Raw genomic sequence first — 25144 nt, forward strand, 5'->3', positions numbered from 1 at the left:
GGAATTAGGAATTAGGAATTAGGAATTAGGAATTTTAAAATACAATATGAAGAAAGAATATCTAGGAAAGAATTAGAAATAAGTCAGAAAGTGGTGGGTCGTACTGGATTCGAACCAGTGACCAATTGATTAAAAGTCAACTGCTCTACCAACTGAGCTAACGACCCGCTCAAACTTACTTTTTTGGAATCCGATGGTCGGAGTAGAGGGATTCGAACCCCCGACATCCTGCTCCCAAAGCAGGCGCGCTACCAGACTGCGCTATACTCCGAATGGCTCCTCGAACTGGACTCGAACCAGTGACCCAATGATTAACAGTCATTTGCTCTACCAACTGAGCTATCGAGGAATTACCGAATTCTGGATGAAATGTAGCTAACTGATTTTGTTGCGCATTTCTAAATGAGATAGTTGGTGGGTCGTACTGGATTCGAACCAGTGACCAATTGATTAAAAGTCAACTGCTCTACCAACTGAGCTAACGACCCAACTATCATCTGTAATGGGGTGGACGATGGGGCTTGAACCCACGACCGCCGGAATCACAATCCGGAGCTCTACCAACTGAGCTACGCCCACCATTACAAGGTGATGACGATAAATTAATGGTCGGAGTAGAGGGATTCGAACCCCCGACATCCTGCTCCCAAAGCAGGCGCGCTACCAGACTGCGCTATACTCCGAATGGCTCCTCGAACTGGACTCGAACCAGTGACCCAATGATTAACAGTCATTTGCTCTACCAACTGAGCTATCGAGGAACTAATAATTTATCTTGCTTCACAACATTTTATCTCTAAGAGATAAATGGCGGAGGAGGAGAGATTCGAACTCTCGGTAGGCTATAAACCTACGCCAGTTTTCAAGACTGGTGCATTAAACCGCTCTGCCACCCCTCCGTTGTGGAGCGAGGTGTATATTACGGATTTCAAACGCTCGTGCAACTGTTTTTTTTAAAAAAAGTGATTTTTTTAGTTTAAATAGGCCTGTTTTGCCTTTGCACGTATCCAAACATTAGAAAACCAGTGATATTGACCACTTTTTGTACTCGGCATGGTGCAATTTATACGACCTCGACCATATTTAAACGCTTGTTCTGCAACAACCTTTACTTTTGTAGCCGACGACCATTGCAGTTTTGCTTGTCCTTGCCCAGAAACATAGCAAGCCAACTCTTTAAGACGATATTTGCCCGTTTTAAATTCCATATCCAATGACACAGCGTCTTCATTTGCAAAATCACCACCATTTTGAAATGAGACTAACGGCATTGGTAAGGAAGCTAGTTTAGTTTTTAGTCCACCTAGCTTGGCATAAGGGCCAGAAGCGGGAAATCTAGGCAAGTTTGAAAAGTCAGAATCACCATTAACTACACCAGACTGCTGCCCAAATCCTATCATGTCGATTTGTTTTAAATACTGCCTTAGCCAAGCATTAGACTCACCATAGGGATAAGCCAACATATTTGGACTTTCACCCAGTTCTGCAATTAACCTGGTTTCGACATAATCAATTTCTTTGCGCATTCTTTTTTGCCAAGCCTCAGGGTTTTCTTTTTTCACAAGACGCAACATATATGGATGGCTGTCAGTATGGTTAGCAAAACTTGCACCTGAGCGCTGCATTTCTCGCATATTATCCCAACTTAAGAAGTTTTTATTTTTCTGCCTTACAGGCTGGGTGTTGATAAAGATAGTAAAAGGGAAGCCCTTCTCTTTTAGGATAGGAAAACCTGACTGGTAAATATTTAAATAGGCATCATCAAAAGTAATAGCCACTGACTTTTCAGGTAAAGCAATACCCTGCTTAATATCTGACAAAGCTTTAGCTAAATCGACCACCTGAAAACCAGCATCATCAAGATAATCCATATGCTCTTGAAACTGCGCCGGTGTCACTGAAGTAGAAAACGGTGTCTTTTCTCCCACATGATGATATTGCAAGATTGGTAAATGATCTTGAGCTGCAAGCCCACCAGAACCCAAATCTAATGCTAAAGAGGATAAAGCGAGAGAAATAGATTTTTTCATAATAGAGACACCTTAATATAACTTGGGCCACATACTACGTAACTGTGCAGAGTTTCACCAGTCCTGCTATCTATCCACTTAGGCTATTGAGAATGAGCTTACCTAATAATTCTGCTATTTAGCCCACAACTGTTATGCCCGTTTTGCTATGCCACTGCATCTGTTTGAACCGAATAAAGCAGCTTACACTAATTAAATACTTTCAATAGATGAGGAGACACAAGATGAAAAAACAGGACTTTTTCAAAAACTTAGCCGATCAATTAGAGCAACTTAAAGAACAAGGCCTCTATAAAGAAGAGCGAATGTTAATGTCACCTCAGGCTAGCCAAATTTTAGGACAAGAAAAGCAACAACTTATTAACCTGTGCGCCAACAATTATCTCGGCCTTGCCAGTGATAGCAGCGTAGTCGAAGCTGCACACAAAGCATTGGATGAGCATGGCTACGGCATGGCGTCTGTTCGTTTTATTTGTGGCACTCAAAACATCCACAAAACACTTGAGAATAAACTAAGTGACTTTTTAGGTATGGAAGACACCATACTTTATTCATCCTGCTTTGATGCTAATGGTGGTTTATTTGAGACTTTGCTGTCAGCAGAAGATGCCGTTATCAGTGACGCTCTCAACCATGCAAGCATTATCGATGGCGTTCGACTTTGTAAAGCCAAACGCTATCGTTATAAGAATAATGATATGGCAGACTTAGAACAGCAGCTCATTAGTGCAGATCAGGCTGGGGTTAAAACCAAACTCATCGTCACAGATGGCGTATTTTCTATGGATGGCATAATTGCCAACTTAAAAGCAGTATGCGACCTTGCAGACAAGTATGACGCTTTAGTGATGGTCGATGACTCCCACGCCGTTGGCTTCTTAGGAAAGAACGGCAAAGGTAGCCACGAATATTGTGACGTTATGGGTCGTGTCGACATTATAACTGGCACACTAGGTAAAGCCCTAGGTGGCGCATCTGGTGGTTACACTAGTGCCTCTAAAGATATTGTCGCTTGGTTGCGTCAACGCTCTCGTCCTTATTTATTTTCCAACTCGCTTGCGCCAGTGATTGTTTCCACCAGCTTACACATTCTAGAAACAATTGAGAAAAGTGATCAAGCTCGTCAACAACTCGCAGCAAACAGCCAACACTTTCGTCAACGGATGACTGAAATAGGCTTCACACTGACACCAGGTGACCACCCTATTATTCCCATTATGCTTGGTGACGCTAAATTAGCCCAAGATATGGCCACAGAAATGTTTAAACGTGGCGTCTATGTTACAGGCTTCTCTTACCCAGTTGTTCCTATGGAACAAGCCAGAATCCGTACTCAGATGTCTGCTAAAATGACAATAGCAGAGCTAGATATTGCCATAGATGCTTTTGAGCAAGTTGGCCGAGAACTCAAAATTTTAGGATAAAAATAAAGATGAAAACCTTAGCCAAAACACAAAACAAACCAGGTATTTGGATGACTGAATCCGAAAGACCTCAATGTGGACACAATGATGTTCTCATTAAAATCAAAAAAACGGCGATTTGTGGCACAGATATGCACATTTATCACTGGGATGACTGGGCTCAAAACACCATCCCAGTGCCTATGACAGTTGGCCATGAGTTTGTTGGTGAAATAGCAGAGATAGGTCCTGAAGTATCTGGCTTTAATATTGGCGATAGAGTATCTGGCGAAGGCCATATTACCTGTGGACATTGCCGTAATTGTCGAGCAGGCCGCCGCCACCTATGTCGTGAGACGGTAGGCGTTGGCGTTAATCGTACTGGCGCCTTTGCTGAGTACCTAGTCATTCCAGCTAGCAATGCTTTCAAAATTCCAGATGGCGTATCTGATGATATGGCCTCCATTTTAGACCCTTTTGGTAATGCGGTGCACACAGCCCTATCTTTTGATCTCGTCGGTGAAGATGTTCTGATTACAGGTGCAGGTCCAATTGGCGCTATGGCAGCGGCAATTTGCCGTCATGTAGGTGCTCGCAATGTTGTGATCACAGATATCAATGACTACAGACTCTCCCTCGCTAAAGAGCTAGGCGCCACTCGCACAGTTAATGTCAGCAAAGAAGCCTTAAGCGATGTCATGCTAGATTTAGGTATGACAGAAGGGTTTGATGTTGGTTTAGAAATGTCAGGCAATGGTCAGGCACTTAATAACATGCTTGAAGTACTAAATCATGGCGGCAATATCGCTATGCTAGGTATTCCGAGTAAGGATACGGTGATAGATTGGAATCAAGTGATATTTAAAGGCCTCAACATTAAAGGCATTTACGGCCGAGAAATGTTTGAAACCTGGTACAAAATGGTTGCCATGTTGCAATCAGGTCTTGATATTAGCCCTATCATTACTCACCACTATAGCATTAATGATTTCCAAGCTGGCTTTGATGCTATGGCATCTGGTAAGTCGGGAAAAATAATCTTAGACTGGCAGTAATTATAACCAAAAACAGTTGCTGTAAACCTTACAGCAACTGTTTCGGATAATGCACGCTAAGGAAGATTTAATGTTAGAGATTGGTACCCAGACTCACCCTAGCCCACACCAAGATGCCATCTTTTTATTACTGCACAAAGGTAACGTTCTCATCCATCATGCAGAGCAAACGCCAGGTAAAGAAAAATACCAACACAGCCTCTATGACTTTCAACCAGATGCCGGGACTAACGCCGTATATTGTGGCCAATGGCAGCAGCAAGACCTGTTTGTTTGTATTTTAACTAAAGTACCTAAAGGGTTTATAGAAATAGATTTGAGAGAGTTGCTATTTAATCAAGATGAAGCCAGCTACTTACTCATTAGCCGCGCTAGACAACTCGCTACTTGGGACAAAGATCACCAATACTGCTCTCGCTGCAGTACACCACTGAAAAGCAAGCACGATAGAGAGCACACCAAAATTTGCCCTAAATGCAATCATAGAAGCTACCCACGTATTTCACCCTGCATCATAGTTTCAATTAGGAAAGGAGACAGCATACTGTTAGCCCGTGGCACCCTATCTCCTCCAGGCCGTTACTCTAACATTGCAGGCTTTGTTGAAGCTGGCGAAACATTAGAGCAGGCGGTTGCCCGTGAGGTAGAAGAAGAAGTCGGAATTAAGGTGAAAAATGTCACCTACCATTCAAGCCAGCCTTGGTCTTTCCCTCATCAACTCATGACAGGGTTCTTAGCAGAATATGATTCTGGTGAAATCACCCCAGCGCCTGGAGAGATAGAAGAAGCTGATTGGTTTCATATCGATAAACTGCCTCAGATCCCGCCGACAGCCACCATTTCCGGACAAATCATTGTCAATCATATCAAACAGATGAAATCGAATACTAACCGTTAAAAGAAGCATTTCATTCTCAACTCTTGCTCATCTATAATGCTGGCGCACTTCGACAGCATTATAGAGACAAGGTATGGACCAGATATTAAAAGAAATACAAGCACTTGCCCTTCCCCTTATTGGCCAAGGCAAAGTAGCCGACTATATTCCCGCTCTCGCTAAAGTTTCAGCAAAGCAGTTTGGTATTGCTATCTACAGCAACAAAGGTGAGCTTTTTACCATAGGCGATGCGACCACAAACTTTTCCATACAAAGTATTTCTAAGGTTTTTAGCCTAACGCTATCAATGAAACACTTTGGTGCTGGTATGTGGGACAAGGTTGGCCGCGAACCATCAGGCCAGCCCTTCAACTCTTTGGTCCAACTTGAGTACGAAGCAGGTGTACCAAGAAACCCTTTTATCAATGCTGGTGCACTTGTAGTAAGTGATATGAACCAATCTCGCTTTGTATCACCTCATTATGCTATGAAAACCTTTATAAGGCGTTTATCTGGTAACCAAGAAGTTCAATCTGACCACAAGGTTGCGAATTCAGAATATGAGTTTCGTTCTCGTAATGCTGCCATGGCTTATCTGATGAAATCGTTCGATAACTTTGATAATGATGTAGAAGAAGTACTCAGGAGTTATTTTAGTAACTGTGCCATACGCATGAGCTGTGTTGACCTTGCCAAAGCCTTTAGCTTTTTAGCGAACAAGGGCTATTGTCGCCATAGTGACGAACAAGTTCTCACTGAACAAGAAACTAAACAAGTCAATGCATTGATGGCAACGAGCGGACTCTATGACGAAGCAGGTAACTTTGCTTACAGAGTAGGCTTACCTGGAAAAAGTGGTGTAGGAGGTGGCATAGTTGCCATTGTCCCCGATCAATTCTCTGTCTGTGTTTGGTCACCAGAGCTCAATAAAGCTGGAAACTCATTAGCCGGTATGGCAGCACTAGAAACCTTATCGCAAAAAATTGGTTGGTCTGTTTTTTAATCGCCTCAATATTTCAAAAGCGAGCGCCAATTAAAAAGGGCCTCAAGCGTAAGCTTGAGGCCCTTTCTTTATCTCTTTTTACATTTTAAGTAATGACTTTATAACATGGGATATACTCAGTACCCGGCAACTTCATACGCTGTTGCTCAACAAAGGCTTTAAGTAAAGCATCTAACTTGGCTAACAAGGCTTTATCGCCATGAATTTCAAACGGCCCATGAGCTTTAATATAAGCCACACCCTGCGCCTTCACATTACCAGCCACAATAGAAGAAAAAGCACGGCGCAAGTTTGAAGCCAGATCATGTAACTCTTGATCAAAGTGCAAATTCAAAGCCGCGACTTTTTCATGGGTTGGTTCAAATGGGTGCTGGAATGCCTCAGGAATAAACAACTTCCAGTTATAATAAAACGCATCATGATGCTTCTTACGGAACCCCCTTACATCCTCCATCTGCTCTTTCATCGTTCGTGCAACAGCAACAGGATCGTCAATAATGATTTGATATTTATTCTGCGCTTCCTTACCTAAAACAGTGCCGATAAACTCATCTATCTGCTCGAAGTAAGCCGCACTTTCTTTTGGCCCAGTAAAGACTAACGGGAAAGGCACATCTTTATTATTTGGGTGCAATAAAATACCCAATAAATATAAAATTTCTTCTGCAGTACCCGCACCACCTGGAAACACGATAATGCCATGTCCTGCGCGCACAAAAGCTTCAAGACGTTTTTCGATATCAGGCAGAATAACTAATTGGTTAACAATAGGGTTAGGTGACTCAGCCGCAATAATACCTGGCTCAGTTAAGCCCAAATAAACACCATCCGTTATACGCTGTTTAGTATGAGCGATGGCCGCACCCTTCATAGGCCCTTTCATAGCACCGGGTCCACAACCAGTACAAATATTAAGCTCTCTCAAACCCAACTCATGCCCAACTACTTTAGTGTAATCATATTCGTGACGCGCAATTGAGTGACCGCCCCAACAAACAATCAGGTCTGGCTCTGGCGAACGTCTAAACACATTCGCATTACGTAATAGGTTAAATACTGTGTTGGTAATTTTGTCCGAAGAAGCATTCTCGAGCGAGCTCTCAAGGTCATATTCATGATGGGTGAAAATGATGTCTCTTAAAACACAAAAAAGCATTTCACGAACGCTTTGTATCATTTTTCCATCAACAAACGCACTACTTGGAGCATTGACCAACTGAAGTTTTACACCACGCTCTTGTTGGACAATTGATATTTGAAAGTCATGAAACTCCTCTAATACGGCTTGAGGATCATCTGAATCACTACCACAATTAAGTATGGCTAAAGAACAACGACGAAATAGCTCATGGAGTTGGCTCGAGTCTTCAGATATACGAGCGATTTCATCTTGAGATAACATTTCCAATGCGCCTTTAGGTGCTACTAGCGCATCAACACGATCTTCATACTGCATGATCGTCCTCCTTACTCTTCCTAAGTTATTGTCTTTGCTTTATTAATACTGGTTCCCTTTTACTTATTTAGCAAGCCAAGTGCACTTTTCTTAACATAAAAAAAGGGCTTCAGATCACTCTAAAGCCCTTATTTAAATAACAGTCTGTTATCAATTAGTGTGTTTTATCAGACATCGTCTGGTAACTTCACTGGATTTGGCCCTAAATAGCGGTTCTGACGTTTTTCAACTTGTTTGAAAATCGCAATCACCACCATACTAATCACCAAGTAGATAACACCTGCCGCCAAGAATATTTCGATCGGCGTATAGGTTCTCGCTATGATAGTACGCGCCATTCCTGTCAAATCAAGAATAGTGATAGTACTCGCTAGCGCACTCCCTTTAAGCATCAAAATGATTTCATTACCGTATGCAGGTAACACAATACCGAAAGCTCTTGGTAACAGAATACGACGGTACATTTGCACCTTAGTCATACCAACAACTTTACAGGCTTCAACTTCACCTACTGGAATTGCTTGAATCGCACCACGGAATATTTCAGCGGTATAAGCCGATGTATTAAGGGTAAAGGCGATAATGGCACACCAGAAAGGCTCTCTTAGAATCGGCCATAAAAAGCTCTCTCGCACCACTTCAAACTGTGAAGCACCGTAGTACACCAGAAATATCTGCACCAGTAACGGCGTTCCTCTAAAGAAGAAAATATAGGCGAACGGTAAACCACTAATAAGTGGGTTTTTAGAGATCCTTGCCAAAGCAATCGGTAAGGCAAATATTCCACCTAACACCACTGACAAAGCAATTAATTGCAAGCTAACCCAGGTACCCTGCATTAATCTTGGAAAGTACTCAACAATTACTGAGAAATCCATCTTAAGCCCTCTTAATACCGCGGTTTGCGCGTTTTTCTAAGAAATAAACAACAGCCATAGAGACTATGGTTAGGCCCAAATAAAGAACCGCTGCGGCTGAATAGAATAAAAATGGCTCTTTGGTACTGCTCACCGCAATATTTGCCTTACGCATAATATCGTCTAGTCCAACCACAGATACCAAAGCAGTATCTTTGAGCAATACTAAAAATAGGTTACCAAGACCAGGCAACGCCATGCGCCATACTTGCGGCAAAATAATACGATAAAAGGTACGAACTCGCCCCATTCCTAAAGCGACAGCAGCTTCATTTTGCCCCTTAGGAATAGACTGTAGCGCACCACGAAAGACTTCAGTGGCATAAGCACCAAATGTTAAACCTAAGGCGGTAACACCTGCTGCAAAAGGACCAATTTCAATGTATTCGTCGTAGCCAAATAAACCCGCTACAGCCATAAGTACTGTGGTCGCACCAAAATAAATAATAAGGACGGTTAACAGTTCAGGAATACCACGAATTATGGTGGTATAACCATTAGCAATCCATTGCAAAGTCTTAATCGAAGATAGCTTTGCAGATGCACCAAGTAAGCCCAATACCAGCCCAACTGCGAGAGAGGCTAACGCCAATTCAATCGTAACAGCTGCACCAATGAGTAACTGGTTTCCGAATCCGGATAGATCAATCATATTTTGTTCTCAGGTCGATCTCTGAATGTTCGAGATGTACAAGGAAACGAAGACTCAAACTCGCAGGTTTGAGCCTTCTGACACCATCTTATTTATACGTTAAACGGATAAATTAATAGATAGAGAACGGGAAGTATTTAGCATTAATTTTCTGGTAAGTACCATCAGCTAAAATTTCATCCAAAGCTTTGTTCAGCTTGTTTTTCAGTTTATCGCCTTTACGAACAGCGATCGCAATGTTGTCTTCTTTCAAGAATGCATCACCCTTAAATTCAAACTTGTCGCCATTTCCTGATGTTTTCAACCAGTCAAAAGTAGGTAGTTCGTCAGACAAAACAACATCTAGACGACCAGAAACTAGATCAAGATAAACATTGTCTTGGTTATCGTAGAATTTCAATGTTGCTAGATCAGCAAAGTTGTCTTCTAGATACTGAGCACCCAAAGTAGCACGCTGTGCACCAATTACTTTGCCCTTAAGATCAGCAACATTAAATGCTTCACCTTTAAGGCCTAGGAAGCGTAAGCCACCAGAGTAGTATTTGTTAGTAAAATCAACTACTTTCAAACGCTCTTCTGTAATAGACATAGACGCGATGATAGCATCGAATTTACGAACTTTAAGACCAGGAATAAGACCATCCCAATCCTGAGTAACTACTTCACAATCTGCTTTCATTTTTGCACAAAGTGCCCAAGCAATATCAACGTCAAAACCCTGTGGTTTACCAGCTGAATCAATGAAGTTAAATGGCGCCCAAGCACCTTCTGTCGCAAGGCGAACTTTATCGGCAGCAACACTTGATACAGAAGTAAGAGCAGCACCTAATACTAGTGCTGAGCCTAGAGCAAGTTTTTTAAGTTTCATGATTTAACCCTTTTAATGATTGTAATTATTTTATTTTATCAAACTCTAAAGAAATAACTTCTTCAAATTTGTATGTCTGTTGAAATTTAAAAAGTACTTGAAATAAACGCCTTACAACGTTCTGATTCTGGCGCTTCAAATACTTTTTGTGGCGTCCCTTTTTCTTCAACTAGACCTTGGTGTAAGAACACCACTTCACTAGATACCTCTTTTGCAAAGTTCATTTCGTGCGTCACAATTAACATGGTACGGCCTTCATCAGCCAGTCCACGCATAACACCCAAAACCTCTCCCACTAACTCAGGATCAAGCGCTGATGTTGGTTCATCAAACAGAATTACCTGAGGGTCCATTGCCAAGGTACGAGCAATCGCAACACGTTGCTGCTGGCCACCTGACAATTGGCTTGGATACATATGTTTTTTATCGGCAATACCCACTTTATTTAGTAAGTGGTCGCAATATTCCATTACTTCCTTTTTAGGTCGTTTAAGGACATTTAACGGCCCTTCCATCACATTTTCTAAAATTGTCATGTGTGGCCAAAGGTTAAAACTTTGGAAAACAAAGCCGACTTGCTGTCTCATACGAGTAAGTTGTCCCATATCTGTTGGGTACAGATCTGGCCCCTTACCGTTTTCTAAACCAAGCTTTTCACCATTGAAAATAATCTCGCCCTTAGTCGGGTTTTCCAATAGGTTGATACAGCGCAAAAAGGTACTTTTGCCGGATCCACTAGAGCCCAAAATCGAAATAACGTCGCCATCATAGGCCTTTAATGAAATACCTTTTAAGACTTCGGCATCGCCAAAGGTTTTATGAATATCATTCAGCTCTAGCGCTGGGACTTTTGACATGTGTTATACCCTTTTCTCGAATGAGTTATTATTCTTAAGAGACTCGTATCAAGTTTCTTGTATTTATAGTTATTAGTTATATATCTTTTTTCTAATTTGAAATAATTGCGCCATGATCATCTATTCAGGCCAAATTTCAAAACTTTTTTTGCCATAATTGGCGCTTTTTCCTGTCAGCGGACTCATTTACCCTTTCTGTCGGCACAGATTGCTTACGCTCTTCCCTTGGTGTTAAGTCAAAAAAGCCTTTATAGGTTGTACTAAAATGAGGGGCTGATGAAAAACCACATTCAGTACCCACTTGCACAATTGGCTTATCTGTCTGAGTGAGTAATTGCTTAGCGTGATTTAATCTTAATTCTAAATAATATCGTGATGGCACGTTATTCAAGTTGTTTTTAAAGAGCCTCTCTAGATGCCTTCTTGAGACACCTACATGAAAGGCAATATCATCTGGAGACAAAGGCTCTTGAATATTTGCTTCCATCAATTGCACAGCTTCAACCAATTTTGGTTGACTTGTACCTAGTCGAATTTGTAATGGAATACGTTGAGGATCTTCATTGGTACGTATGCGTTCACACACAAACTGCTCAGAGATACTACCCGCTAGCTTCATTCCATGTTGCTTACCAATGAGGAATAACATCATATCCATAGAGGCGGTGCCACCACTACAGGTAAATCTGTCCCTATCTACTTCAAAAAGATGATTTGAGACTATGGTATTGGGAAAAGTTTCTCTTAAATTAGTGATACTCCACCAATGAATCGTCGCTCGATAGCCGTCTAAAAGACCCGCCTGAGCAAGTAAGTAACTTCCTGTACAAATACCACCTAGGGCTATTTTACGTTTGGAGAGACGCTTTAGCCAAGCCTCTAGCATTAAATTTTCTTCTGGCATGGCAGGTGATGCACCACAAATAAATACCGCATCAAGATCCGATGGTGCATCAGACAAAACATAATCAGCGACAGTGACAGCCCCCACACTCGAAACCACTTCTTTGCATTTTGCGTCAGGCAAGTTTTGCCCTGTCGTTTTGTCTCGAGATGGCCCTTGATCTGGACTGATTGTACAGAAGCGATAAAGGTCCTTACCACTAATCCAATTAGCCATATGAAGGGTCTCAATAGCCGACGAAAAGGCGAGCATTGAAAAGTGTGGTAGTAATAAAAAACCATACTTTTGAGGCTTGCCACTTGCCTGCATGAGTTCTCTTGATGCAAAACCGCGCTCGTACAAATTATTATCCTGTGATAAGTGCGTTTATTAGTGTTTTATTTCCGATAGAATGGATAACAAAGGGTTTTTGAATAGGGTTCAAGCCTTATTTACCAACCTTGTCCCAATTCAAGAACAAAATGTCGCTAATCTGAAATTTAACACCTTTCGAAGGAGGAAAGTTTTATTAATAATCGATAATAGTCCTGAAACAACGCTTTTTCATTCTTATAACTACAATTAGCATTAAAAGAACACCACTCTCGAGGATGAGTTCCAAATGACGCATAACCAAAAGACAGAGTTAATTAATCGAGTCAAACTAGAACTAAAGGAAAATCATTCAGCCAAAGAAGCTGAGAACCTTGTTCATCTCGCTCAATTATACTTTCAGGATTCACTCACTGAAGATATGGTCAGTGAGCCAATTGAAAATTTATATGGCACCATTCTTTGCCTTTGGGACTTTATAAAACAACGTAAATCGAACACACCTTCAATTCGTGTTTACAACCCAAATTACGAAGAGCATAGCTGGCACTCAACCCATACAGTTATTGAAATTCTAACTGATGACATGCCATTCCTTGTTTCTTCTTTGAATATGGCAATTGCTCGTCTTGGCCACACTATTCACAAAACTTCACATCCTTTGTTAAACCTAGCTCGTAACAAAAGCGGTGAAGTAACAGGCCTACTTGAAAAATCAGCAAACGCTAAAAACGAATCTTTGATGCGTTTTGAAATTGATCGTCAATCTGACTCAAGCACATTCGAAGCAACGGCTTCTGCCTTACTAAACACCTTGGCTGATGTGAAAAATACCGTTGATGATTGGCCATCCATGCAAGATCGCATGAAAGAAATCATTGCAGAGTCGGCAAAAGTTAAACATTTGAAAAACGACCCTGAGCACAAAGAAAATATCGATTTCTTACGCTGGATTGCCAATAACCACTTCACTTTTATTGGTTTTCGCTCATACGACCTTGAAGTTAAAGGTGATGCAGCGCATTTAAGCTTAGTTCCTAACTCAGGTTTAGGTACTTTCCGCGAGAATAAAAAAGAAAAATCGAAAAAGCATATCGTTCTTAACGAGAAGCTTACTAAGCTTGCCGTAAACAACACAAATCTTCTGGTTCTAACTAAGTCGACTGCTCTTTCGACAGTTCACCGTCCAGCTCACTTAGATTACCTAGGCATCAAACGTTTCAATGCTAAAGGTGAAGTCATTGGTGAGTGGCGCTTCTTTGGTCTTTATTCCTCTGCTGCGTATGTTGCTCGTTTACAAGACATTCCACTACTAAGCAAAAAGTTAGAGAAAATTGTTAAGAGCACTGAGCTTCACCCTGATAGCCACAAGGGTAAAAACCTTAAGCACATCCTTAACAGCTACCCGCGTGATGAGATGCTACAAGCATCTGCTGAAGAGCTAAAAGAAACAATTATCGATATCTTGGCTATTCAAGAACGCCGTCAATTGCGTCTATTCTTACGTAAAGACTTATATGGTCGTTTTATCAACGCCATTGTTTACGTTCCTCGTGACAGATACAACACTGAGCTAAGATACAAACTACAAGAGATCCTAATGGAGTCTTGTGACGGTACTAGCGCAGAGTTCAATGTTCAGTTCTCTCAAATGGTTTTGGCGCGTGTTAACTTCACAATCCAAACCACAAAAGATAACGACCTTGACCTTGTGATTGAAAATGAAATTCAACGCAAGATGCAAGACGCGATGAGTTCATGGGATGACAAACTGCTTGATGCGCTTCATACCTACCATGGTGAAGAAGCAGGTAACCAGTTATTCCATAAGTATGCGCCGCACTTACCAGCAGCTTACCGTGAAGATTTCTCTCACAACACAGCGGTACTTGATATCGAACGCTTAGACACTTTGACAGAGGAAGGCGCAATTGCCACTCACCTGTATCGTCAGGTTGGTCAAAGAAAAGGCGCTCATTTCTTTAAAGTATACGGTACGGGTACTTCTCTGGTTCTTTCTGACGTATTGCCTATCTTGGAATGCATGGGTCTGCGTGTTCTAGAAGCAAGACCATACGAACTTGACCAACAAGAAACCAATACTTGGGTCGTTGAGTTTGCTATCTCAGTTGATGAGAACATCAACCTAGAACAGAAAGCACAGCGCGAAGCTTTCCAAGACGCTTTCAACCAAATTATTAAACGTCGTGTTGAAAACGATAGATTTAACGCACTGGTACTTGAAGCCTCTCTGACTTGGCGTCAGGTCACCATGTTGCGTGCAATCACCAAGTACTTGATTCAATTACAAGTACCTTTCTCACTGTCTTATATGCAACAGACGCTTGAGAAAAACTCTAGTATTGCTCGTCTTCTGGTTCAACTGTTCGAACAGAAATTCAACCCAGCGCTAGATGCTAACCGCGACGCTAAGTGCGAGAAGCTTCAAGAGAAGATTGAAGAAGCACTAGATCAGGTTGCTAACCTAGACGAAGACAGAATCTTGAAGCACTTCTTGTCTGTTATTCACGCTATGTTACGTACCAACTTCTACCAAGCTGACGAAAATGGCGCGATCAAAGATTATGTATCCTTCAAACTGGATCCTAATCAAATTCCTGCGGTTCCACTACCTCGTCCTAAGTTTGAGATCTTTGTATACGCACCTTGGGTTGAAGGTGTCCACATGCGTGGCGGTAAAGTCGCTCGTGGTGGTCTACGCTGGTCTGACCGTATGGAAGATTTCCGTACCGAAGTACTCGGTCTAGTAAAAGCACAAATGGTTAAAAACGCCGTGATTGTACCTGCCGGTGCAAAAGGGGGCTTTGTTGCCAAACAGCTTAAGAAGTTTGCTTCTCGTGATGAAGTTCAAGCTGAAGTCATTCGCTGTTACACCACTTTCATCAGTGGTCTTTTAGATATCACAGATAACCTAGTTCAAAACCAAGTTGTGCCACCTACATCTGTACAACGTTTTGATGAAGATGATCCATACCTAGTTGTTGCAGCCGATAAAGGAACGGCGACCTTCTCTGACTTAGCCAACAGCATTTCTGAGAAATATGGTTTCTGGTTAGGCGACGCTTTCGCTTCTGGTGGTTCTAACGGTTATGACCATAAGAAAATGGGTATCACTGCTCGCGGTGCTTGGGAATCTGTTAAACGTCAGTTCCAAGAGACTGGTCTAGATTGCCAAAACACTGACTTTACCGTTGTTGGTATCGGTGACATGGCAGGTGATGTATTTGGTAATGGCATGCTGTTATCTAAGCATATTCGCCTAGTGGCAGCCTTTAACCATATGCATATCTTCATTGACCCAACACCAGATTCTGCAACCTCTTTTGTTGAACGTGAGCGTATGTTTAATCTACCTCGTTCATCTTGGGAAGATTACAATAAGGAATTGATCTCTAAAGGCGGTGGCATCTTCAACCGTTCTGCTAAATCAATCCCATTGAATGCAGACATTCGCAAAGCCCTAAGCATCGAAGGCAATGTAAAAGCCATGGCGCCTATGGACTTAATCTCTGCCATCTTGAAATCTAAAGTAGATCTACTTTGGAACGGTGGTATCGGTACTTATGTTAAGTCTGAGAGCGAAACACATGCAGAAGTAGGTGATAGCGGTAACAACGCATTACGCGTTAATGGTAACGAACTACGCTGTCGTGTTGTTGGTGAAGGCGGTAACTTGGGACTTACTCAACTTGGCCGTATCGAGTTCGCACAAAGTGGCGGACTAATGAGCACTGACGCCATTGATAACTCAGCAGGCGTTGATAGCTCCGACCACGAAGTAAATATTAAAATTCTACTTAACCGTATTGTCGAAGATGGCGATATGACAGAGAAGCAACGTAATAAATTACTGGCTGAAATGACAGATGAAGTTGGCGCACTTGTACTGCACCATAACCAAGGTCAAAGCCATGTACTTTCGCTTGCAAACTCTCAAGCAGTAGAAAGAGTTGCTGATCATCAACGTCTAATGATGTCATTAGTCCGTGAAGGTCGCCTAAACCGTGAAATCGAATTCTTGCCAAGCGTGTCTAAAATCAAGAAACGTATGAACCAAGGACAAGGCTTAACTCGCCCTGAGATTTCAGTACTTTTGGCTTACTCAAAAATCAAACTATCTGAGCAATTGGTTGATGATGGTATTGGTGAAGATGCGGATTTGGTAAAAGAAATTCACGCTTACTTCCCGAAACCATTAACAGAACGTTTTGGCGAGCACATGGCAAGCCACCCGCTAGCACAAGAAATTGTAGCGGGTCATGTTACCAATAATATTGGTAACCGTATGGGCCCAACATTCAGTACTTATGTACAAGAAGAAACCAGTGCCTCTGCGCTAAACCTAGTTCGTGCTTATATGGCAGCAGAGAATATCTTCTCTATCCCTGCTTTATGGGATGCAATCAATGAGCTGGACTTTGAGATTGATAATGCATTGCAATCTAAGCTTCTAATCAGTGTTCAAGCTCTGCTTGAAAAAGCGACGCTTTGGTTACTACGTAACACACGTGAAGAACTTTCGATTCAGAAGTTAACCGATACTTATCGTCCAGGTGTTGAGATTATACGCCAGCAAATCGACTCTATCTTGACTCAAACAAGCCAAGATCATTTGCAAAGCGTTGTCAGCGGCTTAACTGAGCAAGGCATCCCTGATGTTATTGCACAACAGGTTGCAGGACTTCAATACCATTTCTACGGACTAGACATTATCCGTGTTGCTGCTAATACGCAGAAAGAAGTGATTGATGTAGCACAAACTTATTTTGCCCTAGAAATGAACTTAGACCTACATTGGCTACGTAACAGTGTTCACAACCTGAATACTGATGATGTGTGGCAACGTAAGGCTAAATCTGGCCTAGGTGATGAAATCGATAATAGTTTAAGAACATTAACTCAAGAAGTTATCCAGTCTAGTACAGATATCAATGACCTTGGCGCTCGTCTAGAACACTGGCATGAGCTGAACGGTGATAATATCAAACACTATCAGGTAACCTTTAACGAAATTAAAGCGGAAACTGAACTGACACTAGCAATGGTATCGGTAGCAATCCGGGAGTTAAGAAACTTAATCTAAAACTGACTAGGCCACCGGACTTCCGGTGGCCAATTTTACGAGGTAAATATAGTGACTGAACAAGTAACGAGAGCAACATTTGACGAAGTAATGGTACCAAACTATGCACCTTCCGCTGTCATCCCTGTGCGTGGTGAGGGCTCTCGAGTGTGGGATACCGAAAACAATGAATACATTGATTTTGCAGGCGGCATTGCAGTAACAGCATTGGGCCATTCGCATCCGAAACTTGTTGACGTTATGCGCCAACAAGCGGGTCAAATTTGGCACCTTGCAAACGTAATGACTAACGAACCAGCACTACGTTTAGCTAAAAAATTAACTGAAAAAACCTTCGCTGACAGAGTCTTCTTCTGCAACAGTGGCGGTGAAGCAAATGAAGCGGCTTTCAAACTAGTACGTCGTTATGCATTTGATCACTATGGTGAACAAAAGCACGAAATCATTGCTTTTAACAAGTCTTTCCACGGTCGTACCCTTTTCACTGTATCTGTGGGTGGCCAAGCGAAATACAAAGAAGGTTTCGAACCTACTCCAGGCGGCATTAGCCACTGTGACTACAACAACATTGATCAGCTAAAAGCGCTAATCTCTGATCGCACTTGTGCGGTTGTAATGGAACCCATTCAAGGTGAAGGCGGTATCATCCCAGCTGACGTTGAATTTGCTAAACAAGTACGTGAACTATGTGATGAGCACAACGCACTACTTGTATTTGATGAAGTTCAATCAGGTGTTGGCCGTACAGGTACTTTCTTCGCTTACGAGCAACTAGGTGTTAAACCAGATGTTCTAACATCAGCTAAAGCATTGGGCAACGGTTTCCCTGTTGGCGCTATGCTAGCAACTGAAAAAGCAGCTAAAAGTCTGGCTTTTGGTACTCACGGTAGTACCTATGGCGGTAACCCTATGGCTTGCGCTATTGCAGAAGCGGTTATCGATATTGTAGATACACCTGAAGTGTTAGAAGGTGTTGAGAAACGTCGTCAGCTTTTCGTTGAAGGCCTTAGTGCAATCAACGAAAAGTATAACCTTTTCAAAGAAGTACGTGGCATGGGCCTTTTAGTTGGAGCTGAAGTGGTTGACGCTTTTGCTGGCAAAGCAGCCCTTTTCATCAAGGCAGCAGCGAAAGAAGGTCTTTTCATTCTTGTAGCTGGCCCTAATGTTGTACGTTTTGCACCTTCTCTAATTATCCCTGAAGAAGATATTAAAGAAGGTCTAGCAAGATTCGAAAAAGCGGTTGCTGCTGTGATTGCAGAAAACGCTTAATTTTTCGATCTGAATTAAAAAACCCAATCTGTTTTGCAGGTTGGGTTTTTTTATTAAGCAAATTTTATCCTACTAACTTTTTATTGCCTCTTGGAAACTCCTTGTATGACAATAAAGTATGTTAGGCTTAAATCATCATTATTTTACCTTATCAATAAGAGAGACTCATGGGCATTTTTTCTGGCATCAAAAGTTTATTTAGTGCATCTAACGCAGCTGAAGTGAAAGCAGAAGAAGCGGTTGAATATAAAGGCTTTAACATCATCCCTGCCCCTATGTCAGAAGGTGGACAATTTCGAGTGGCTGCCACTATTACTCAAACCGTTAGTGAAGATGAAGTTAAAACTCACAACTTCATTCGTTCAGATCTGATTCCAAATAGAGAAGAGTGCATTAGCATTACTCTACGTAAGGCAAAAATGATGATAGACCAACAGGGTGAGCGTATTTTCAGCTAAATATACAAAGCTAAGGTACAAAAATTATTCTGTCTATAAGTGAGCTATTTATGGATATCGATATAGTAAAAGCTAACCCCATTATCAGTGAAAAAGATGATATTTTGGGCGCTGAATTTAAGGCAATCACCCTTAATTCAACCGGGCAGCAAATTTGTACCTTAGTGCATTATCAAGCCAAGGCTAAACCCCAGCCCGAAGCCATTGCGATTCTCTATGTTCACGGTTACACAGATTATTTTTACCAAGCAGAGTTAGCTGGTTTTTTCTCCGAACTAGGCTGTGATTTTTATGCTGTGGATTTACATGGTTATGGCAGATCCATTCGCCCATTTCAGGCAGATCATAATAGAAATCAATTCTCAAATTATTACCACGACCTAGATGCCTGCCTAAATACAATGGCTACTAAAGGCGTGAAACGCTGCATCATTCTTGGCCATTCGACTGGCGGTCTGATTGTCAGTCGCTATATATCAAGCCAATACACGTCAGGCTCACAACCTGTAGAAGTTATCGGCTTAATACTCAATAGCCCTTTTTTAAGCCTACCTATGCCATTAAGCGAAGAAAAGTGGCGTTTACCTTTATATAAAGTGATCAGTAAGACGCTCAGTCATATAAGTTTGCCTGCAAAGACTGCCACCCTTTATGCCCAAACACTACATAAAAGTCTAGCAGGTGAATGGCATTATCGATTAGATTGGAAGCCTAGTCAGGGTTCTCCTTTATCATTCAATTGGGTTAAAAACATCATTCAAGAACAAGCACGTTGCTTACAAACCCAATGTGACATCCCCACCTTATTATGCCGATCTTCAAAGAGTACTTATCAAAGCCAAAATTTGACCGAAATTAGACAAGGTGATGGTGTACTCGATGTCGAAAACATGGAAGCTAAGGCAAAACTTATTTTTACAGAATTAGACATTGCCGTTATAGACAAAGGATTTCATGATATTTACTTATCACCGCTTGAGGTTCGATTAACCTATTTAGACAAAATTAAACACTGGTTAACTTCCAATTTCATTAATTTTGAAAAATGAGCCTAGTTATAAATAAACTCAAGCAAGCACATTTATTTCCAGTTAAACTAACGTTATCTGATTGTTTTGTATTATTAAATTTATAGGCATAATGAGTTTTACATTTTACTCACTAGCCGTTACTAAACACTCATTATTGTTACAGGGACCCTATAATGCACTGCTTTAAGTATTTTTTTACCCTAGCTAGCTTAATGTTAGTCAGCCAACTTAGCATGGCAAGTGAACGAGACTTTTGGCTAGTCGACGAATTTATCGAAATGAACCCTGGACAAGAGACAATTAGCCAGTCTTTTTCTAAGCAAGTGCGTCAACCAGCAATCCCTTTAAAAGTCCCTCCCCTAAAGCCAGTAAAAATTGCAGTGGTTTACCCTGCCAATCAGATTTCAGACTACTGGTTAAGAAGTATACGTTCTTTTGAAGCTCGTCTAAAAGAGCTCGATATTCCTTATGAGATACAGTCATTCTTAACTCAAACAACAAATAACAACTCCCTTAACGAGCAAGCGAAAGAAATTCTAACTGCGGTTAACTCAGGGGCAGATTACCTCATACTCACTTTGTATAATAAGCAACATAAATCCATCATAGAACGCCTTATCTCCGATAAAAAAACAAAAGTTATTTTACAAAATATCACCACCCCGATTAAAGACTGGGATAATCAGCAACCCTTCTTATATGTTGGTTTTGATCATGTAAAAGGAACGCAACTTCTCTCAAACTGGTATCAAGATCAATTATTAAATAGCAATGAATATGGCTTACTACACTTCCCTAAAGGCTATATTAGCCAAGTAAGAGGAGACAGCTTTGTACAATATACTGGCGCAAACTCTGATTATAAATTGGTCAACAGCTATTACACAGACTCCACTAGAAAGAACGCCTATTCTAATGCGATAAATTTGCTTGAAGAGCACAACAACCTTGGTTTCATTTATGCAAGTTCTACCGATATTGCACTAGGTGTCAGTGATGCTATTTCAGACAAAGGCTTACAAAATAAAGTTTTGGTTAATGGCTGGGGTGGTGGCAGCGCTGAGCTTGCGGCCATAGAAAAAGGCGAATTAGATGTGACAGTCATGCGCATGAATGACGACAACGGCGTTGCCATGGCAGAAGCTATTAAGCTAGATTTAGGTGGTGAAGAAGAAAAAGTACCGGTTATTTATAGTGGTGATTATGTCGTTGTAACAAAAGAATCTAGTCCTGCTAAAATTCATTCACTAAAGCAACAAGCGTTTCGCTATTCTGGTATCAATGACAAATAAGCCGAATTAGGAAGAAACTAATGAACAAGGTTCGTTCTCTCTATAAAGTACCTTTATTTGTTGCCATTTCAACTATCATGTTGATTTTGTTTATGGCGGCAGCTGCGATCCAAGTCCGTTCTGTTTCCCGTATTGCTGATACGATAATCGATAAAGAAGTATCAAGCTTCACTCGTCAAACGCATACCAGTTTACAACTCTTTTTTGACAATGTTCTACAGCGTAATCAGCTCTTATTACAAAGTTCAGCCGTCAACTTTCAGCTTTTAAAATCATTAGAAGACAATGATTCATTAGCTATCATGCAAAACCTTAATTCTCTTTATAACTCAGAGCCTAACTTAGGCATGGAGTTGCTCTTTATTATGAACGCCACTAATCAGGTGATTTATGATGCTAGTTCACCTTTTTTTAGTGATGAACAAAGTTTAAATGAGCTAAGCCAAACACCAACAAACATGTATAAATGGCGTCTCGTACCCATGAACATGGCAAGTAAACAGCAAGTTGTTTTATTTAAAAAAGAAACGTTAATTTCTCCTAAAAGTGGCAAAATCTTAGGCTATTTAGCAGGTGGTATTGTATTAAGTGGGCGTATAGCCATGCTTAACCAAGCCAGAAGTTACGTGGATATCGACAGTGTAGCTTTAAGGTATAATAATGAAATCCTTGCAGAAAGTACCAAGGGAAGCTTGATCATAAGAGACCATGTTAATGCGCTATTAACACCTAACGTTCAGACAGATGAAGAACTAGCACAATTAAAACCACAACTTAGCACCTATAAAAATCACTTTGTTGGCCGTTATCCTATTGTGATTGCTAACCTAGAGTCAGAATTAGAGTTTATTACCCTGCTATCAAGCTCTTCTTTTGACACCTTAAATACCGAATACAAGTATCAAGCAAGCTTTCTATTAATCGCACTCTTCACCTTTGCTATCTTTGCCTCGTTGATAGTCATCGGCATAGCAATAAGACCTTTAATGCAAATTATTACTGCGGCTCGACAAGCCATAGATAAAAACGAAGCCATGCAAACACAGACAAGTGTGATTAAAGAATATGATGAGTTAGGCGGCACATTAAGTCAGTTAATTGAATCTTCCAGCACGCAAAAACAAGAGCTTAACCATCTAAATAAACAACTAAAACAAAACATAAAAGAACTAGAGCAATCCAATAAAGAACTAGACAATATTACCTACATTGCCTCTCATGATTTAAAGTCGCCCCTAAGAGGAATTAGCCTGTTAACACAATGGCTGAGTCATGAATTAGGTAACAAGCTACGTCCTGAGGCCAGTGATAAAATCCAGCTATTAAGTCAAAGAGTAAATAGCATGGAAGCCATTTTAGAACGCATGCTTGGCTATTCTAAAGTGGGTAAAAAAGGTCACGAGTTAGCACCCGTTGATAGTAAGAAGCTTTGTCAGAGCATATTTTCTAATGCTCAACATGACCAAGAAAACAACTTAATATTAAATGGTGACTTCCCAATTTTCACCACCTACCGTACGCCATTTGAGCAAGTCATGAGACACCTGATTGATAATGCGCTTAAGCATAATCCGTCAGCGAAAGCACAGGTAAGTATCGAAGTAGAAGAGCAAGAAGGCTATTATCACTTCAAGATTTCAGACAATGGCCCTGGGATATCAGCCCCATTACAAGCCGCAATTCAATCAAATGAAATGCTTAACGACACACCGCAATTGTTGAATATCGGCATAGGCTTAAATATGGCGAAAAAGATTACCCGTCTTTATGAAGGTAAGCTCACCATTATTTTAAGCAATGAAAGAGGCACCTCTATCCTCTTTACTTGGCCAGCCAGACCATCCGCGCTTAATATAAGTTAAGCGCCACCCTTTATTAACACAGCGTCTAACCAAGCAATGGGGAAAATACGCTTTAAAAACGCCATCAAGTAGGTAGGAAAAGTAACAAAGTATCTTGCTTTTGGTTTGTTAGATTCAAGCGCATGGATCAGTTTCTTAACCACAGCATCAGATGGCAAAGTAAAACTAGAGTTTGATGTCGAGGCACTTAATCGGCTGATAGCCGCTTCATAACCTTCTTTATGTCGACTTGCCTTGATATTCACATTCTCTTTAAGTGCAATTAAAGCATTGGCTCGAAAAGCCGTTTCAATTGGGCCAGGCTCAATTAATGAAATACTTACTGGGGTGTCCTTCAGCTCTAGCCTTAATGTATCCGTTAACCCTTCTAAAGCAAATTTAGAAGCGTTATAGGCACCTCTAAAAGGCATAGCGACCAAACCTAATACAGAGCTATTTTGCACAATACGACCCTGCCCTTGCGCGAGCATATGGGTTACGGCCAATCGAGTCAGTGCATGAGTACCAAAAACATTCGTTTCAAACTGCAAGCGCAGTGCCTGAGTTGTTAAGTCTTCGACCGCACCAGGTTGTCCATAAGCACCATTATTAAAGACGGCATCAAGTCGACCAGCCGCTATTTCAAGTGCTTTTTCAAAACCTGACTCAATTGAAGCATCGTCAGACAAATCCAGCTTAATCACATGTTGCAGGCCTAATGACTCTAGCTTGCTTATATCTTCTATTCGACGGCAAGAAGCAATGACCAACCAGCCTCTATCTTGCAAAGTTTGAGCGGCACACAAACCAATGCCAGTAGAGCAACCCGTAATTAAAATTGATTTTTGCATGACCAGCCTTAGTAAAAAAGTTGGCCCTAGCTTACCTGAATAGCTTATCTAAAAGCCAAAATAAAAAAGCCCTATCAGGTTCTGATAGGGCTTTTAGATACACTCCAGTTTAAATAAATAAACTAGCTTAATGCTTTAGCATGATGCTCAAGGTGATCATCAATAAAGCTCGCAATAAAGAAGTAGCTGTGATCATAACCCACTTGATGTCGCATCATCAGAGGATGATTATTCACATCGCAAGCTAACTCTAAAGCGTCTGGCTTTAATTGTTCAGCTAGGAAGTTATCAGCATCACCTTGATCAACCAAGATAGCTAATTTTTCTTCCGCTTGGCTAATCAATAGACAAGCATCCCACTCTTCCCACGTCTTCTCATCGTGCCCTAGGTAACCAGCAAAGGCTTTTTTACCCCAAGGACATTGAGTCGGATTGCTAATAGGTGCGAAAGCAGACACAGACTGATAAGCACCTGGGTTCTTCAAGGCACATATCAAAGCACCATGACCACCCATAGAATGACCACTGATAGATTTCTTATCCGTCACTGGAAAATTAGATTCAATCACCTGTGGTAGCTCAGATACCACGTAATCATACATATGATAAGTTTGATCGTAAGGCGCTTGAGTGGCATTAAGGTAAAAACCTGCTGCACTACCAAAATCATAACTTTCGTGTTCACCAGGGTAATCACTACCCCTAGGGCTAGTATCTGGACACACTATGGCTAGACCTAATTTAGCCGCAAGTCGCTGTGCACCGGACTTCTGCATGAAGTTCTCATCATTACAAGTCAGGCCAGATAACCAATAAAGTACTGGCACCTTACTTGTTTCTGCTTGAGGCGGTAAATAAATAGCAAAAATCATTTCCCCTTTTACCGACTCACTTTGATGGCGATAACGTTTTATCCAACCACCATAGGACTTAGTACTAGAGAGTAATTCTGGTTGACTCATGT

At 41.3% G+C, this 25144-nt stretch carries 19 protein-coding genes and 8 tRNA genes; 10 read left to right on the forward strand and 17 right to left on the reverse strand.

What is annotated here, in order from left to right:
* Nucleotides 1-91: 91 nt before the first annotated feature.
* The 9 genes from Q0A08_RS13600 to Q0A08_RS13640 all read right to left on the reverse strand — a co-directional run bounded on the left by Q0A08_RS13600 (nt 92) and on the right by Q0A08_RS13640 (nt 2030).
* Nucleotides 92-167 (reverse strand) — tRNA-Lys (locus Q0A08_RS13600).
* Between the two features lie 27 nt (nt 168-194).
* Nucleotides 195-271, reverse strand: a tRNA-Pro gene (locus tag Q0A08_RS13605).
* A gap of 2 nt (nt 272-273) precedes the next feature.
* Nucleotides 274-349: transfer RNA gene (locus Q0A08_RS13610), tRNA-Asn, on the reverse strand.
* Between the two features lie 63 nt (nt 350-412).
* Nucleotides 413-488: transfer RNA gene (locus tag Q0A08_RS13615), tRNA-Lys, on the reverse strand.
* A gap of 15 nt (nt 489-503) precedes the next feature.
* Nucleotides 504-579 (reverse strand) — tRNA-His (locus Q0A08_RS13620).
* 27 nt (nt 580-606) lie between these two features.
* Nucleotides 607-683: transfer RNA gene (locus Q0A08_RS13625), tRNA-Pro, on the reverse strand.
* A gap of 2 nt (nt 684-685) precedes the next feature.
* Nucleotides 686-761, reverse strand: a tRNA-Asn gene (locus Q0A08_RS13630).
* Nucleotides 762-808: 47 nt separating this feature from the next.
* Nucleotides 809-899: transfer RNA gene (locus tag Q0A08_RS13635), tRNA-Ser, on the reverse strand.
* Nucleotides 900-971: 72 nt separating this feature from the next.
* The gene (locus Q0A08_RS13640; RefSeq protein WP_438462071.1) at nt 972-2030 is read right to left on the reverse strand and encodes a polysaccharide deacetylase family protein; all 1059 of its coding nucleotides are present in this window, start codon (nt 2028-2030) and stop codon (nt 972-974) included.
* Between the two features lie 224 nt (nt 2031-2254).
* Here Q0A08_RS13640 and Q0A08_RS13645 point away from each other — a divergent pair, with 224 nt between their 5' ends.
* The 4 genes from Q0A08_RS13645 (at nt 2255) to glsB (ending at nt 6368) form a co-directional block, all read left to right on the forward strand.
* The gene (locus tag Q0A08_RS13645; protein WP_438462072.1) at nt 2255-3454 is read left to right on the forward strand and encodes a glycine C-acetyltransferase; all 1200 of its coding nucleotides are present in this window, start codon (nt 2255-2257) and stop codon (nt 3452-3454) included.
* Between the two features lie 8 nt (nt 3455-3462).
* Nucleotides 3463-4488, forward strand: coding sequence for an L-threonine 3-dehydrogenase (gene tdh / locus Q0A08_RS13650; protein ID WP_438462073.1), 1026 nt, complete (start codon nt 3463-3465; stop codon nt 4486-4488).
* Nucleotides 4489-4558: 70 nt separating this feature from the next.
* Nucleotides 4559-5386: an NAD(+) diphosphatase gene (gene nudC, locus Q0A08_RS13655; protein ID WP_438462074.1), complete on the forward strand. Its 828-nt coding sequence runs from the start codon at nt 4559-4561 to the stop codon at nt 5384-5386.
* 73 nt (nt 5387-5459) lie between these two features.
* The gene (gene glsB, locus Q0A08_RS13660; RefSeq protein ID WP_438462075.1) at nt 5460-6368 is read left to right on the forward strand and encodes a glutaminase B; all 909 of its coding nucleotides are present in this window, start codon (nt 5460-5462) and stop codon (nt 6366-6368) included.
* 85 nt (nt 6369-6453) lie between these two features.
* Here glsB and ppnN read toward each other — a convergent pair whose 3' ends face one another.
* The 6 genes from ppnN to Q0A08_RS13690 all read right to left on the reverse strand — a co-directional run bounded on the left by ppnN (nt 6454) and on the right by Q0A08_RS13690 (nt 12331).
* Nucleotides 6454-7824: a nucleotide 5'-monophosphate nucleosidase PpnN gene (ppnN, locus tag Q0A08_RS13665; protein WP_438462076.1), complete on the reverse strand. Its 1371-nt coding sequence runs from the start codon at nt 7822-7824 to the stop codon at nt 6454-6456.
* A 167-nt stretch (nt 7825-7991) separates the two neighbouring features.
* Nucleotides 7992-8702, reverse strand: coding sequence for an ABC transporter permease (locus Q0A08_RS13670; protein WP_438462077.1), 711 nt, complete (start codon nt 8700-8702; stop codon nt 7992-7994).
* Between the two features lies 1 nt (nt 8703).
* A complete protein-coding gene (locus tag Q0A08_RS13675) occupies nt 8704-9393 on the reverse strand; it encodes an ABC transporter permease (protein ID WP_438462078.1) in 690 nt (229 codons plus the stop codon).
* A gap of 112 nt (nt 9394-9505) precedes the next feature.
* Nucleotides 9506-10261 (reverse strand): transporter substrate-binding domain-containing protein, encoded by a 756-nt coding sequence (locus Q0A08_RS13680; protein WP_438462079.1) that lies wholly within the window; start codon nt 10259-10261, stop codon nt 9506-9508.
* Nucleotides 10262-10347: 86 nt separating this feature from the next.
* Nucleotides 10348-11118, reverse strand: a complete 771-nt coding sequence (locus Q0A08_RS13685) for an ABC transporter ATP-binding protein (protein WP_438462080.1) — start codon at nt 11116-11118, stop codon at nt 10348-10350.
* 136 nt (nt 11119-11254) lie between these two features.
* Nucleotides 11255-12331 carry a GlxA family transcriptional regulator gene (locus Q0A08_RS13690; RefSeq protein ID WP_438467643.1) on the reverse strand — a complete coding sequence of 359 codons (1077 nt, stop codon included), beginning with the start codon at nt 12329-12331 and terminating at the stop codon, nt 11255-11257.
* Nucleotides 12332-12623: 292 nt separating this feature from the next.
* Here Q0A08_RS13690 and Q0A08_RS13695 point away from each other — a divergent pair, with 292 nt between their 5' ends.
* The 6 genes from Q0A08_RS13695 (at nt 12624) to Q0A08_RS13720 (ending at nt 23350) form a co-directional block, all read left to right on the forward strand.
* Nucleotides 12624-17438, forward strand: coding sequence for an NAD-glutamate dehydrogenase (locus Q0A08_RS13695; RefSeq protein WP_438462081.1), 4815 nt, complete (start codon nt 12624-12626; stop codon nt 17436-17438).
* 51 nt (nt 17439-17489) lie between these two features.
* On the forward strand, nt 17490-18707 hold the full coding sequence (locus Q0A08_RS13700) for an aspartate aminotransferase family protein (RefSeq protein WP_438462082.1): 1218 nt from the start codon (nt 17490-17492) through the stop codon (nt 18705-18707).
* A gap of 167 nt (nt 18708-18874) precedes the next feature.
* A complete protein-coding gene (locus Q0A08_RS13705; RefSeq protein ID WP_438462083.1) occupies nt 18875-19165 on the forward strand; it encodes an HlyU family transcriptional regulator in 291 nt (96 codons plus the stop codon).
* 50 nt (nt 19166-19215) lie between these two features.
* Complete coding sequence (locus tag Q0A08_RS13710; protein ID WP_438462084.1) at nt 19216-20214, forward strand: alpha/beta hydrolase; 999 nt, start codon at nt 19216-19218, stop codon at nt 20212-20214.
* Between the two features lie 155 nt (nt 20215-20369).
* Nucleotides 20370-21488 (forward strand): substrate-binding domain-containing protein, encoded by a 1119-nt coding sequence (locus Q0A08_RS13715; RefSeq protein ID WP_438462085.1) that lies wholly within the window; start codon nt 20370-20372, stop codon nt 21486-21488.
* 20 nt (nt 21489-21508) lie between these two features.
* Entirely contained in the window at nt 21509-23350 is a 1842-nt protein-coding gene (locus tag Q0A08_RS13720; protein ID WP_438462086.1) for a LuxQ periplasmic sensor domain-containing protein, read from the forward strand.
* On the opposite strand, the gene Q0A08_RS13725 is transcribed toward Q0A08_RS13720, so the two are convergent.
* Nucleotides 23347-24180, reverse strand: coding sequence for an SDR family NAD(P)-dependent oxidoreductase (locus tag Q0A08_RS13725; protein WP_438462087.1), 834 nt, complete (start codon nt 24178-24180; stop codon nt 23347-23349). The genes Q0A08_RS13720 and Q0A08_RS13725 overlap by 4 nt on opposite strands.
* Before the next feature lie 122 nt (nt 24181-24302).
* Nucleotides 24303-25142, reverse strand: coding sequence for an S-formylglutathione hydrolase (fghA, locus tag Q0A08_RS13730; RefSeq protein ID WP_438462088.1), 840 nt, complete (start codon nt 25140-25142; stop codon nt 24303-24305).
* Nucleotides 25143-25144: the final 2 nt, after the last annotated feature.

The organism is Marinomonas sp. PE14-40, assembly GCF_051623805.1.
Taxonomy (GTDB): domain Bacteria; phylum Pseudomonadota; class Gammaproteobacteria; order Pseudomonadales; family Marinomonadaceae; genus Marinomonas.

What these genes read in the sequence shown, in the direction of transcription:
- Q0A08_RS13640 (WP_438462071.1), bottom strand. Translation starts at nt 2,030, where the DNA reads ATGAAAAAATCTATTTCTCTCGCTTTATCCTCTTTAGCATTAGATTTG.
- Q0A08_RS13645 (WP_438462072.1), top strand. Translation starts at nt 2,255, where the DNA reads ATGAAAAAACAGGACTTTTTCAAAAACTTAGCCGATCAATTAGAGCAA.
- Q0A08_RS13675 (WP_438462078.1), bottom strand. Translation starts at nt 9,393, where the DNA reads ATGATTGATCTATCCGGATTCGGAAACCAGTTACTCATTGGTGCAGCT.
- Q0A08_RS13690 (WP_438467643.1), bottom strand. Translation starts at nt 12,331, where the DNA reads ATGCAGGCAAGTGGCAAGCCTCAAAAGTATGGTTTTTTATTACTACCA.
- Q0A08_RS13670 (WP_438462077.1), bottom strand. Translation starts at nt 8,702, where the DNA reads ATGGATTTCTCAGTAATTGTTGAGTACTTTCCAAGATTAATGCAGGGT.
- nudC (WP_438462074.1), top strand. Translation starts at nt 4,559, where the DNA reads ATGTTAGAGATTGGTACCCAGACTCACCCTAGCCCACACCAAGATGCC.
- tdh (WP_438462073.1), top strand. Translation starts at nt 3,463, where the DNA reads ATGAAAACCTTAGCCAAAACACAAAACAAACCAGGTATTTGGATGACT.
- glsB (WP_438462075.1), top strand. Translation starts at nt 5,460, where the DNA reads ATGGACCAGATATTAAAAGAAATACAAGCACTTGCCCTTCCCCTTATT.
- Q0A08_RS13720 (WP_438462086.1), top strand. Translation starts at nt 21,509, where the DNA reads ATGAACAAGGTTCGTTCTCTCTATAAAGTACCTTTATTTGTTGCCATT.
- Q0A08_RS13710 (WP_438462084.1), top strand. Translation starts at nt 19,216, where the DNA reads ATGGATATCGATATAGTAAAAGCTAACCCCATTATCAGTGAAAAAGAT.
- Q0A08_RS13695 (WP_438462081.1), top strand. Translation starts at nt 12,624, where the DNA reads ATGACGCATAACCAAAAGACAGAGTTAATTAATCGAGTCAAACTAGAA.
- Q0A08_RS13725 (WP_438462087.1), bottom strand. Translation starts at nt 24,180, where the DNA reads ATGCAAAAATCAATTTTAATTACGGGTTGCTCTACTGGCATTGGTTTG.
- ppnN (WP_438462076.1), bottom strand. Translation starts at nt 7,824, where the DNA reads ATGCAGTATGAAGATCGTGTTGATGCGCTAGTAGCACCTAAAGGCGCA.
- Q0A08_RS13705 (WP_438462083.1), top strand. Translation starts at nt 18,875, where the DNA reads ATGGGCATTTTTTCTGGCATCAAAAGTTTATTTAGTGCATCTAACGCA.
- Q0A08_RS13680 (WP_438462079.1), bottom strand. Translation starts at nt 10,261, where the DNA reads ATGAAACTTAAAAAACTTGCTCTAGGCTCAGCACTAGTATTAGGTGCT.
- fghA (WP_438462088.1), bottom strand. Translation starts at nt 25,142, where the DNA reads ATGAGTCAACCAGAATTACTCTCTAGTACTAAGTCCTATGGTGGTTGG.
- Q0A08_RS13685 (WP_438462080.1), bottom strand. Translation starts at nt 11,118, where the DNA reads ATGTCAAAAGTCCCAGCGCTAGAGCTGAATGATATTCATAAAACCTTT.
- Q0A08_RS13715 (WP_438462085.1), top strand. Translation starts at nt 20,370, where the DNA reads ATGCACTGCTTTAAGTATTTTTTTACCCTAGCTAGCTTAATGTTAGTC.